The organism is Algibacter ulvanivorans (assembly GCF_048381495.1).
Classification (GTDB): Bacteria; Bacteroidota; Bacteroidia; order Flavobacteriales; family Flavobacteriaceae; genus Algibacter_B; species Algibacter_B ulvanivorans.
The window spans coordinates 161141-174385 of the sequence record NZ_JBLWGD010000006.1 but is presented as its reverse complement, the minus strand read 5'-3'; the positions used below and the strand labels follow the sequence as shown (position 1 = coordinate 174385).

Below are 13245 nucleotides of genomic sequence, written 5' to 3'. Positions count from 1 at the left end.
GGTTTTGTTTAGAGAATTATAAATGTTAATGTAACTACAAAACATAGGTTTTAATAGTGAAATTAAAAGGTGCTTTAAACACAATTTAATTGTTAATTTCTATACTAGTGGGTAAAATGCCATAATAGTTTTTAAAGCATTTTGTAAAATAGGAGTGTGAAGAAAAGCCAACTTTATAGGAAACCTCGCCAACGGTTGCGCTTCCAAGTTCAAGTATTTGTTTTGCTTTTTGAAGCCTTATATTTCTTAAAAATTCATTGGCTGTTTGATTTGTTAATGCTTTTATTTTACGATAAAACTGACTTTTACTTAAATTCATTTTTGCTGCTAACATCTCGACATTAAGTTTTGGGTCGCTAATATTATCATTAATATAGTTTAAAACTTTTTCAATAAATTCTTTGTCTATTGATGTCGTTTTAGTGTTTTCTGGAAGTTCGCTAATTACACTAAAATATTTGTCGAAAATGAGTTTTCTGCTAGTAATTAGTTGGGCTAGTCTTAATTTTAAAAGTCTTAGGTTAAAGGGTTTTACCATGTAAGCATCTGCACCCAATTCTATGCCTTCCATTCGGTTATCTATTCTTGTTTTGGCTGTTAGCATAAGTAAAGGGATATGGCTTGTTTTTAAATCGCTTTTTACTTTTTTACAAAATTCGAAGCCATCCATTTTAGGCATAATAACATCGGTTAAAATAACATCTGGTAAAATTTTAGTAGCTATATCAAACCCATCAAATCCGTTTGTAGCTGTATAAATATTATAGTCATTTTTAAGTTCTTGCTTTAGGTATGTTTGAAGTTCTAAATTATCTTCTACAATAAGTAATGTATGGGCTGGCGTAGTTTTTTTGTTTTGATTTGGGGTTGTTTTTTGTATGTTTTCTTCAATATTAGTTTTTTTAACCAAAGTTTCTTCGATTTCTTTTATCTCCTCAATCCCGATAGCTAACTCATTTTTATTAAAATGATCATTACCTAATGGCAGATATATTTTAAAGCTGGTTCCTTTTCCTAATTCGCTATTCACTTCTATAGCTCCTTTGTGTAAATGAACGAAACTTTTTACTACCTCTAGCCCTATACCGGTACCTCCATAATACGTATTATTTAAGTTTTCTACTTGATAAAATCTTTCGAATATTTTATTTACCTGTTCTTCATCTATACCGGGTCCAGAATCTGAAATAATAATTTCAACAACCTTTATGGTTTTAAAATCACTTACTAATGGCATAATTACTTTGTCCTCCTTTAATTGTATTTCAACATTTATTGTACCGCCGTTTGGTGTAATTTTAATAGCATTTGAAAGTAAATTAAAAATAATTTTTTCTAGCATGCTTCTATCTGCCCACAAGGGAATATCAAGTAATTCTGTATCTACCGATAGGTATATTTGTTTGGCTAATACTTCTTCTTTAAAATGGCTTACAACGTTTTTAATAAATTGTACTAGATTTATTCTACTTGCCTTAACTCTAACTTTATCGAGTTCTAGTTTTCTAAAGTCTAAAAGCTCGTTTATTAATCTGTGTAATCTATCTGTGTTTTTATGAACTGTTTTAAGTTTTGTTTTTACAATTTCGGGTATATTTAAATTGTTGCTTCTTAAAATATCTTCAAGAGGGTTTATAATAAGTGTTAATGGTGTTCTAAATTCATGAGAAATATTAGTGAAAAATTGAAATTTTTTCTCGTTTAAAGCTTCTTTTTGTTTTCTTGTTTCTCTTTCGTAAGCTATTAATTGCTTTTCTTTTATGCGTTCTTGACTGGTTTTTCTTAAGAAGAGTATAACTAGCAGAAACAATAGGATATAGCACAATATGGCCCAGTTTGTTTTCCACCAAGGTGGGAGTATGGTTATTTTTAAACTTATTGGATTTTCATTCCAAACCCCATCATTATTAGCTGCTTTAAGTTTAAAGGTATAGATCCCGTTATCTAAGTTTGTATAAGTTGCATTTCGTGTATTGCCAACAAAATTCCAAGAGTCTTCTAAGCCTTCGAGATAGTATGCAAATTCATTTTTTTCTGGTCTTGTAAAATTAATGGCCGTAAATTCTATAGTGAAGACAGATTGCTTGTGTGTTAATTCTATCTCTTTAGTTTCAGATATTACTTTGTTTAAAGGCCCTTTTTCTTTATTAGGGAAAACTTTTTTATTGAATAACTTAAAATCTGTAAGATATACTGAAGGTAAAGTTGTATTTATTTTAATTTTATTGGGGTTAAAGTAATCTACACCTTGGTAATTTCCAAAATATAAATTTCCTCCTTGATCTTTAAATGCAGCATTAATATTATAATCATTTGACAATAAGCCATCGTTATAAGTGAAATTTGTAAATTTTGAAGTTTCTGTATCGTATTTGTATAGGCCAGAATTACTGCTAATCCATAGGTTGCCGTTACTACTTTGTGTTATTCCTATTATGTTTTCGCCTGTAAAGCCATTTTGATTGTTGTACCAAGTAAAGGTGTCTTTATTATAATCATATTCACAAAGACCGGCACCTCTTGTGCCTATCCATATTTTTTGCTTGTTTAAAGATTCGTAAAGTGTTAGTATATGATTAGACGTTACATGATTGTTAAATTTTTTAGCCATTTCATCTTTAAAAGATACGATATAAAAATGGTTTGCATCGTCCTTTATTACTTTAAATAAGCCGCTAGTGGTGCCAACCCAAATGTTTTGTCTAGAATCTACCAGAACCTTTCTAACATCAATCTCGTCTAAATTATTTTCTAAAAACGGTTTAGAGTTATGCCTTTTTATTGTTTTATTTTTGGGGTTAAAGGAGTGAAGACCTTTGTAAAATGTTCCTATCCAGATGGTTCCTTCATTATCTTCAGTTATGCTTAAAATAGTATTTGATGCTAAGTTTCCATTAGTGTTTTCAATATTATAATTTATAAATTTTTTAGAGCCATTTGGTAAAACAAATAAACCATCACTCCAACTACCTAGCCAAATATTATTTTTGCTATCCACAAACATGCACTCAATATAATCGCTAGTTAACCCAGAATATATACTAGTGCTTTTTGTGTTTATATGTGTAAACTTTTGTGTATTAGTATTATATATATCAACACCTCCGCCGTCCAGACAAATCCATAAATTGCCATTTTTGTCTTTATTTAAACCAGTAACCGAAGGGTTTGAAAGTGAATTTTTATTGTTTTTTATGCTTTTAATGTGGTTAAATTTGTCATATAAATTATCATAAATACCTAAACCGCTATTGTAATATCCAAGCCAAATACGATCATCTTTATCCCGAAATAAAGACCAGATGGAGTTGGATAACAGACTATTTTCGTCTTCTTTATTGTATAAATAGGTGTTAATAATATTTCCGTTGGTATTAACGTGTATTAGCCCATCATTTTCGGTACCGCACAAAATTGTACCATCGCCAAGCTTAACAATAGAAAAAATCCTTTTATTAGTAATTTTAGAATTAACGACTCTGTATCCAATAGAATCTGAGTTTCTAAACTTTAAGCATGTTAAGCCCTTTGTTTCGGTTCCTATCCATATATTTTTGTGATCTATTAATAGCGATTGTATAGGTGTTTTTATAGATTTAGTACTATTGTTTATCTTAGCATAAATAAGCTCTTGGCTTATATAGTTATATTCTAATAAACCTACATTAGTTCCTGCAAATACTCTACCTTCATTATTACATTTTAAATCGAATATTGAAATGAATGAGTTTTCTAAATTAGAGGAATTTAATATTTTAACGACCTGTAATGTTTTAAGGTTTAGTTTGTATAATCCTTCTCCATAGGTTCCAATAAATAGGTTGTTTTTATTGTCTCCGCATATACTTCTAATGGCTAAATTTTCTTTTTGCCCAGTACTTTCATTATAAATAGGTATTCTTGTAAATTGATCTAAATTTCTATTGTATAAGTTTAGCCCTTCTTCTGTACCAAACCATAATTTATTCTCTTTATCTAAGTAGGAACTATAAACAAGGCTACTACTTATAGATGTAGAGTCTTTTAAAGAGTGTTTGTAGCTTACGTAGTCAATTCCATCAAATCTACTTAGTCCAACACCAGCGGTTCCAAGCCATACAAATCCATAATGGTCTTGAATAATGGTGGTAACTGCAACATTTGATTTCCCTTTATTAATGTTTGTAAAATCAAACTTTTTTATTGCGTTTTGAGCACTAAGCTTTAAACACAAAAAAAATAGAATAATACACATTTGTGCATATTTCATACTTTTCTTATTTAAGAATTGATTTAAAAACAATTTTTCAGTTTAAATTGGAAGGCTCTATTCCTTTTAGCGGTAAAGAGTTGTTGATATTAAGTACTCTTGTTCTAATCTGTTACTTTATTATTTATCATTAAATATATAAAATAACTTAATTATAAAATTATACTTAAAAAGAAATAGTTGTTGTAAAATTTAAAGCATAGTTTGTAACATATATTGCAACGAAATAATATCAATCATATTTTAAGCCTGATTTATTATTTTAGGTTTGCGTTTATAAGTTATTAACCGTTATAAGGTTTTATAACGGCGTTAATACACTTGTTGTCCTATATATGTTTTTTGTTGCAGTATTTAACCATTAATAGCTTCAACAGTTTCAACTTTTCCGGGTAGCATTTCTTTAAGCATGTTTTCAATTCCACTTTTTAATGTGTAAGTAGATGATGGGCAACCACTACAGGCACCTTGAAGCATAACACTTACATTTTTTTCTGCCGAATTGTAAGAAATAAATTGAATATTACCACCATCGCTAGCAACAGCAGGTTTTACATATTCTTCTAATATATTTACAATTTGTTTTGAAACATCGTCTAGAGCTTCAAAATTACTATCTATTTGTTTTGTTGTTTTTTGAAGTGTTTCTAAAGCTTCGGATTTTACAATTTCTTTTCCTTTTTCAATATAGTCTTTAATAAACTCGCGAAGCTGTATGGTAATATCTTGCCATTCTGCAACATCGTATTTTGTAATAGATACATAGTTTTCATCAAGAAATACACTTTTTACAAACGGAAAGTGAAACAATTCTGTAGCTAATGGAGAGAGTTTGGCTTCATCAATTGAAGTAAACTCAAAAAGAGCAGCAACAATTTTTTTGTTAGAAACAAATTTCATTACAGATGGGTTTGGCGTACTTTCGGCATATACTGTAACCGCTATTTTTTTAGCAGTTGCAGATGCTTCAACAACAACGCCTCCATCATTTAAATAGGTTTCAATTTGTTCTGATACTTCGTCTTGTACATCGCTCCATTCTACAATGTTGTAACGTTCTACAGCTATAAAATTTCCAGATATATATACTTTTTTTACAAATGGTAAATAAAATAGTTGTTGTGCTAATGGAGAGTTTTTGGCTTCATCAATATTATTAAACTCAAAACTTTGGTGTTTGGTTATAAATTGATTTACTTCAAATTTTACTATAGAGTTATTGGATGTTTCCTGCACGGAAACCTTGAAAGTGTTCATTTCAGCTAATTTTTTACAAAAATACTAAAAGAAAACTTTAGATATCCATATATTTGAGTTTTGTTGCCTGTTTAAAAAGGCTGTTAAGATAAAGGCGAATTTTATCTTTTTTATGTGTAATTTTTTAAGAATCAAGACGTTTGTATAAAACCAAACCTACTTGGTAATAAAGTTTATGAAATTAAAAAATATCATTTTAGTGGCTATTACAGTTATGTTTTCTAATATAGCTACATCGCAAGAGGGATTGCCAATATATACCGATTATTTAACTGATAATTACTACTTAATTCATCCTTCTATGGCTGGAATTGCTAATTGTTCTAAAATTAGATTAACAGCAAGGCAGCAATGGTTTGGGCAAGATGATGCCCCAAAGCTTGTTACACTTAGCATGAATGGTAGAATTGGCGAATCTCAATCTGCTGTTGGAGGTATATTATATGCTGATAAAAACGGGTATCATTCTCAAAAAGGTGGATATTTAACTTATGCGCATCATTTAATGTTTTCTAGAAGTGAATCCGATTTAAATATGTTATCTTTTGGATTAAGTGCTGGATTTATTCAATACCAATTGGATGAAACTACTTTTTTAGATGGTTCTCCAGTTCCAGATCCTGCTATTGATGGTATTGTGCAAAATGAAACTAATTTTAATGTAGATTTAGGATTCTCATATCATTACCTTGATTTTTATGCGCATGCTACAGTAAAAAATCTTTTAAAAAACTCTGGAGTTAATAAGGATTTAGAAATAACAAGTAATTTAAGACGTTATTTGGTTTCTGTAGGTAGTGTGTTTAGTAAATTTGGTAGTGAGTGGAGTTATGAGCCTTCGTTAATGTTTCAATATAGAGATTTAACAAAAGAATCTAGCATTGATGTTAATGGTAAGGTTTATAAACAAATGGAGTTTGGTAAATTATGGGGAGGCGCTTCTTATAGACAGAGTTTGGATGGTGCACAGTATTTAAATGGAACGTCTGTTAATAGCCAAAAACTAAATCAAATTACAGGAATATTAGGGGTTAATTATAACGATTTTATGTTTGCTTATACGTACACTTACCAAACTAATCCTATAGTTTTTACTAGTGGTGGTTTTCATCAATTAACGCTTGGTTATAATTTTGCTTGTAAACGCGAAAAGTATACTTGTAATTGCCCAGCTGTAAATTAATTTTAGCCTAAATAGTATGGCATACTAAATATAAAGTAAATGTTGCAGAATTTTAAATACTAAATTATGCCATTAATAAAACCTGTACGGGGTAACTCACCACAAATACCTGAAGATTGTTTTATCGCAGAAAATGCAACTATAGTAGGCGAAGTTACTATGGGTACCCAATGTAGTGTTTGGTTTAGTGCTGTAGTTAGGGGTGATGTGAATTTTATTAAAATAGGAAATAAAGTTAATATTCAAGATGGTGCTGTAATTCATGGTACTTACCAAAAAGCAGGAACAACTATAGGTAATAATGTGTCTATTGGGCATAATGCTTTGGTGCATGGGTGTACTATTCATGATAATGTATTAGTTGGCATGGGTAGCATTATTATGGATGGTTGTGTGGTAGAAAGTAATAGTATTATTGCTGCAGGAGCAGTAATAACTCAAAACACCATTATCGAGTCTGGAAGTATTTATGCTGGTGTGCCTGCCAAAAAAGTGAAAAATGTAAGCGAAGCTCACGTTTTAGGTGAGATTAATAGAATTTCGAATGCTTATATTAAATATTCAAGCTGGTTTAAAGAATAGAATGATTGCGCCTTAATTTTCAGATTTATTTAGAAATTTAAATGCTCAATAGTATACTCTTCACCTAAAAGAGAAGCCATAACTTCTGGATTATTGTTAGTAATAAACTTATACTTTCCTTTTGAATTTTGAGTATTTATTATGTCGTGTTTTTCTAAAATAGCTTTTGTTTGTCTAGCTACTGCCTCGCCAGAATCTATAATTTTAACATGTTTAGGTAAAAGTTCTGTTAGCATTGGTATTAAGTAAGGGTAATGCGTGCAACCTAAAACTAAATAATCGATATTAGCTATTATCATGGGCGATAAGTACTTTTTTAAAAGTAATTTCATCTCGTTAGATTGTAGCTTGCCATTTTCTATAAGTTCTACAATGCCATCGCCAATTTGTTCAACGACTTTTATATGATTTGCAAATAATGTTGATGTTTTTGAAAACAACTCGCTACTTAATGTGCCTTTAGTGGCTAATATACCAACGGCATTTGTTTTGGTTTGTAGAGCGGCAGGTTTTATTGCTGGCTCTATACCTATAAGCGGAATATCGTAGTTTGATCTTAAATAATCAATAGCATTTGTTGTGGCTGTATTGCAAGCTACAACAATTAGCTTACAGTTTTTACGTAGTAAAAAGTCTGTGTTTTTTATACTTAAATCTATAATTGCATGTTTGCCTTTTGGCCCATAAGGAGCATTGGCACTATCGGCTAAGTAAATTGTGTTTTCAAAGGGTAAAAGGGTATTAATTTCTTTCCAGATAGATGTGCCTCCAACACCAGAATCAAAAATGCCAATAGGTTGTTTATTCATTTAAAATAATAAGATTTAAGCTATAATTATAATTTAATACTAAATGTAGTAAAAATAAAAAAGCTGTCTTTTTAAAAAGACAGCTTTTAAATGTTTTTTAATGTTAATTTAAATTAGATACCTAATTGTTTTTTAACATCGGCTAAAATATCTTTTCCGTCGGCTACAATTAAGCTAGCTCTATCTAAAACATATTGGTAACCTTGTGCTTTTGCAACTTCGTTAATTGCTTTCATAGCTGCTTCTTGTATTGGCTTAAATAATTCAGCTTCTTTGTTAGCTAAATCTTTTTGAGCATCTGCTCTAAATTGTTGAATACGTTGTTGCTTTTCTTGAAGCTCTAAACCTCTTTTTTGGTTTTCTTCATCTGTTTTTGTTGCAGCTTCGGCCTCGTATTGTTTTACTGTATTTTGGTATTCTGTAATAGAAGCTTGAATGTCTGTTTGGTATGTTTTACCTAAAGCTTCAATTTCTGCCTGTGCTGTTTTAGCTGCTGGCATAGCTGCAATTAATTCCTGTGTGTTTATATGCGCAACTTTAGTTTGTGCTTGTGTAAAGCTTACTGCTGCAATACATAATACAGTTGCTAATAGGAGAGTTTTAATTTGTTTCATTTTTAAATAGTATTAAGTGTGTTATAAATTATTATTTGTTATTGTTTATACTGTCTTTTGCCTTTTGGCGTTCTTCTAAAATTTTCTTTTTTCTTTCTTCTAGTGCTTTTTTTCTAGCTTCTCGTTCTGCTAATTTTTTTTGTCTGTTTTCTTCAATTAGTTGTGCTCTAGTTTTTGTTTCTGTCTCTTTAACCTTAGTGTCGCTTTCTGTTTTAGTTTCCTCGGTTTTTGTTGTTTTGTTTCTTGCGTCTAATTTAGCTTGTTTAGCTTTTTCTCTGTCTTCTAAAACTTTTTGGCGTCTTGCTTCGGCTTCTTTTTTCTTAGCTTCGCGTGCTGCTAAAATTTCTTGTCTTCGTTTTTCAACGGCACTTTCTCTGGCTGCCTTTTTTTGTTCTAATGCTTTTTCTCTTTCTTCTAATTCTTCGTTTATTTCAGGAATTAGTTCTTCATTTTCGGCAGCTTTTCGTTCCGCTTTAGAATTGGCTTGTTTACGCTTAGAGGTTCTGGTTATGCTTCTTAATACTTGCTCGCTTACATCAAATTGCTTTGCAGAAAATAGCATAACAGCATCTGATGATTTATCAAATATAAAATCGTATTTTCTGCCTTGAGCCATATCTTGAACGGCAGCGAATATTTGATCTTGTATAGGTTGCATTAATTGTTTTTTTTGAATAAATAAATCGCCATTTGGTCCAAACCTTTTTTGTTGATAGTCTAGAATTTCATTTTCTTCAAAAGTGATGTCTTCTTCGCGTTCGTCAATAAGCTCTTTGGTTAAAAGTGCTTTTTCGTTACTTAAATCTTTTCGTTTTTGTGCTACAGCTGTTAACTTAGATTGTATCTCATTTTTCCATTTTTGAGCTTTATCTTCTAGCTGGGCTGTTGCTTCTTGATATTCAGGTACATTTTCTAGAATATATTCGGTATCAATATAAGCAATTCTTACACCACGTTGGGCGTTAGCATAAAAGCTTAGCATAAGTACTAATGTCAGTAAAAAAAGAACGTTATTTCGCATCTGTTTTAATATTTTATAATTTATGGCTTATAAATTCTAAAATGACAGATGATTTTTTTCTGCCTTTTAGAATTGTATCTTCAAAATTAACGAATTTTAATCTTAAAAATTTCAATTCTTTTGCAAATCATCAATGTATTATTAGAAAATATCGTGCCAAAGTATTTTTTATGCTTAAAACTGTTGCCCAATTATGAAATGTGTTTCCCATCCGTTTTTAACTGTTTGGCCTGGTAGTGGGTCGAAACCATGTCCAAAATCAATACCTAATAAACCAAATGCTGGCATGAAAATACGAATACCTAAACCAGCAGAACGCTTTAGGTTAAATGGGTTGAAATCTCTAAAGGTATCAGCTGATACTCCACCTTCTAAAAAGCCTAAGGCATAAATTTTTGCTGATGCTTTTAATGTGATTGGATAACGAAGTTCTAAAGAAAATTTATTGTAAATGCTAGATCCATCTTGCGAAGCACTACCTGTTGATTCGTCTAAATGTGTAAGCGATTGGTTAGGGTATCCACGTAATTGAATAACTTCTCTGCCATCTAAAGAGAAATTACCTAAACCATCACCTCCTAAATAAAAACGCTCAAATGGTATAACACCTCTATTATTGTTGTAGGCTCCTAAAAAGCCAAATTCTATTTTTGGTCTTAAAACTAGGTCTTTAGCTAGTTGTGCGTACCATTCGCCCGAGAATTTAACTTTATAGAATTCTAACCAGTTGTATCTTTTTTGGTCTATTTCTGTAATTGCTTCGTTGGCTTCTATATACTCACGGTCTGTTGTGCTTGTTGCATTTGCTCGTTGTTCTAAAGCTGCATCGTAATCTTCTGCAAGTTTTTCGTAGTCTACATTGTTAAATAATGAGTAGGGTAATGAAAATTTGGCAGTAATTCCAAAATTTGAGCCTCCGGTTGGGTATATAGGATCTACACTTGTGTTGTTTCTACTAAGTCCAAATGTATAAGATAGGTTGTTTGAAAAACCATTACCAAAGGTAAATAAGCCTGTGTTGTAATTATTTAAGTCGTATCGTTGGTAGCTAATAGCTTGCGATAATGTAAAATAATCATCGGGTACAGATAAACGTTTAGCTAAACCAAAAGTTATACCTGTAATATTAAAACTTTTACTTTTATCTGCATTACCTGTTTGATAATTGTATAAAAACTGTTTAGTGTGCGATAAAGATGTAGAAAATTGTACAGGACGTTTACCGCCTAACCAAGGTTCGGAAAATGAGAAACTATAGGTTTGATAAAAACGACTGGCTTGTAAACGTAATGCAAGTTTTTGACCATCTCCCATTGGAATAGGTTTGTAAGCTTCTTTTTTAAATATGTCTTTTATTGAAAAGTTGTTAAAGGATAGACCAAGCGTTCCAATAAATCCGCCACCACCGTAACCACCTTGAAGTTCTATTTGACTTGAACCGGTTTCTTTAACAGAGTATTCCATGTCTATGGTTCCTTCAACAGGGTTTGGATTGTTAAAATTTGGTGATATTTCTTGAGCATCAAAGAAGCCTAATTGGCCTAGTTCCCTAACCGTACGAACCACATTGGCTTTACTATATAGTTGCCCTGGTCTTGTACGTAGCTCTCTGTAAATTACATGGTCGTTTGTTTTGTCGTTACCAATTACAGAAACCGAATTAAAATATGCGGGTTTACCTTCAGATATTCTTACTTCAATATCAATAACATTGTTATCTGCACTTACTTCTACTGGGTTTATGCTAGAAAACAGGTAGCCATTATTTTGGTATTGGTTTGTTATGTCTTGAGCATCTGGTTTGGTGTCGTCTGCAATACGTTCTTGTAATAAAATACCATTATAAGTATCTCCTTTTCTAATGCGTAAAAGCCTGCTTAGTTGCTCGTTTGTATAAACGGTGTTTCCAATAAATTTTATGTCTCCAAAGGTATATGGTTCACCTTCTTTTACATCTATATGTAACGAGATGGTTTTATCATCGTTATAGATAATGCTGTCTGCTAAAATTCTAGCATCTCTATATCCATTTTCTTTATAGGTGTCTATAACATGCCCTAAATCTGCTTGATAGGCCGAATCTATAAATTTTGAGCGTTTTAATATTCTAAGGCGATTAATTTTTTTAGTGCCTTTCATACTTTTTCTAAGTTTTTTGTCACTTAAAATTTCGTTACCACTAAAGGTTATGTCTTTAATTTTTACTTTTTCGCCTTTATCAACATTAAGCACCATATTTACTCTTGAGGTTTCTATAGAGTCTTTAACCTCAATTGTGTTTATGTGTACTTTGGTGTTTAAAAATCCATCTTTTTTATATTTTTTTTCAAGGAAATTTTTGGTGGTTGTAATTAGGTTTTCGGTAACCTTAGTTCCTTTTTTTAGCTTATTGTCTTTAATAATACCTTCTTTTTTACCTTTTTTAACACCATTAATTTTTAGTTCGTTTAATTGTGGTAGGTCAGATAGTTTTATTTGTAAATAGGCTACATTACCTTCAATTTTAGTAACATATACTTCTATGTCGCTAAATAATTTAGAATTCCAAAGTTTTTTTATAGCGTTACCAATGTCTTCGCCAGGAATGGTTATGTCTTTGCCTTTTCTTAATCCAGAATAGGTTATAATGGTTTGTTCGCTAAAAGATGTGTTTCCTGCAACTGTAATTTCTCCTAAAGTGTATTTTTCACTTTTGTTAATATTTACATTTTGTGCATTTATATTAAAGCAACTGATAAAAATTGTTACAGTTAAGCAGTACTTTAAATATGTTAGTGTAGATAACTTTTTAACTAAGTTGTTCACTTGTTTTCCCAAATCGTCGTTCTCTTTTTTGATATTCAATAATCGCTTCATACAAATGTTGCTTTGTAAAATCTGGCCACAATACGCTTGTGAAATATAATTCGGCATACGCAATTTGCCATAATAAAAAGTTACTTATGCGTTGCTCCCCACTTGTTCTAATAAGCAAATCTACATCTGGTAAATTTTGCGTGTAAAGATGCTCATTTATAATTGATTCATCAATATTTTCGGGCGAAATTATATTATTTTTAACTTTAATGCTAATTTCTTTAACAGTGTTTATGATTTCTTCTCTTGAACCATAGCTAAGTGCAAGGGTTAAAGTCATTCTTGTGTTGTTTTTGGTGCTTTCTATTACTTGAAAAAGTTCGTTATGTACTTTTTTAGGTAAGGTATTTAGCGTGCCAATAGCAGATAGCTTAATGTTATTGTCTTGAAGTGTTTTAATTTCTTTTTTTAATGAAGATACTAGTAGTTTCATTAAGGTTTGCACTTCTAGTTTTGGTCTGTTCCAGTTTTCGGTTGAAAAAGCATAAAGTGTTAGGTTTTTAATACCAAGTTCGGCACAGGTTTCAACACTTTCTCTTACCGATTTAGTACCATTTTCATGACCAAAAGCTCTAAGCATACCTTGTTGTTTTGCCCAGCGTCCATTGCCATCCATAATAATAGCAATATGCTTTGGTAGTGTTTTTTTTAGTATGCGGTTTTTTAAATCCATT

General features: G+C 31.0%; 9 protein-coding genes. 2 read left to right on the top strand and 7 right to left on the bottom strand.

The window, feature by feature from the left end; genetic code table 11:
* Positions 1-85: 85 nt before the first annotated feature.
* On the bottom strand, positions 86-4249 hold the full coding sequence (locus tag ACNG5D_RS14345) for a hybrid sensor histidine kinase/response regulator transcription factor (protein ID WP_418184220.1): 4164 nt from the start codon (positions 4247-4249) through the stop codon (positions 86-88).
* A gap of 354 nt (positions 4250-4603) precedes the next feature.
* The gene (locus tag ACNG5D_RS14340; protein WP_418184219.1) at positions 4604-5506 is read right to left on the bottom strand and encodes a NifU family protein; all 903 of its coding nucleotides are present in this window, start codon (positions 5504-5506) and stop codon (positions 4604-4606) included.
* A 175-nt stretch (positions 5507-5681) separates the two neighbouring features.
* On the opposite strand from ACNG5D_RS14340, the gene ACNG5D_RS14335 reads away from it, so the two are divergent.
* The gene (locus tag ACNG5D_RS14335) at positions 5682-6689 is read left to right on the top strand and encodes a PorP/SprF family type IX secretion system membrane protein (protein WP_418184218.1); all 1008 of its coding nucleotides are present in this window, start codon (positions 5682-5684) and stop codon (positions 6687-6689) included.
* Between the two features lie 66 nt (positions 6690-6755).
* A complete protein-coding gene (locus ACNG5D_RS14330) occupies positions 6756-7271 on the top strand; it encodes a gamma carbonic anhydrase family protein (protein ID WP_418184217.1) in 516 nt (171 codons plus the stop codon).
* A gap of 29 nt (positions 7272-7300) precedes the next feature.
* Here ACNG5D_RS14330 and murI read toward each other — a convergent pair whose 3' ends face one another.
* The 5 genes from murI to ACNG5D_RS14305 form a co-directional block, all read right to left on the bottom strand.
* Positions 7301-8080, bottom strand: a complete 780-nt coding sequence (gene murI / locus ACNG5D_RS14325) for a glutamate racemase (protein ID WP_418184216.1) — start codon at positions 8078-8080, stop codon at positions 7301-7303.
* A gap of 113 nt (positions 8081-8193) precedes the next feature.
* The gene (locus ACNG5D_RS14320; RefSeq protein ID WP_418184215.1) at positions 8194-8694 is read right to left on the bottom strand and encodes an OmpH/Skp family outer membrane protein; all 501 of its coding nucleotides are present in this window, start codon (positions 8692-8694) and stop codon (positions 8194-8196) included.
* A gap of 31 nt (positions 8695-8725) precedes the next feature.
* On the bottom strand, positions 8726-9676 hold the full coding sequence (locus tag ACNG5D_RS14315; protein ID WP_418184214.1) for an OmpH/Skp family outer membrane protein: 951 nt from the start codon (positions 9674-9676) through the stop codon (positions 8726-8728).
* A 213-nt stretch (positions 9677-9889) separates the two neighbouring features.
* Positions 9890-12571, bottom strand: a complete 2682-nt coding sequence (gene bamA / locus ACNG5D_RS14310; RefSeq protein WP_418184213.1) for an outer membrane protein assembly factor BamA — start codon at positions 12569-12571, stop codon at positions 9890-9892.
* Positions 12504-13244, bottom strand: coding sequence for an isoprenyl transferase (locus tag ACNG5D_RS14305; protein WP_418184212.1), 741 nt, complete (start codon positions 13242-13244; stop codon positions 12504-12506). The genes bamA and ACNG5D_RS14305 overlap by 68 nt, the downstream gene beginning before the upstream one ends.
* Position 13245 lies beyond the last annotated feature (1 nt).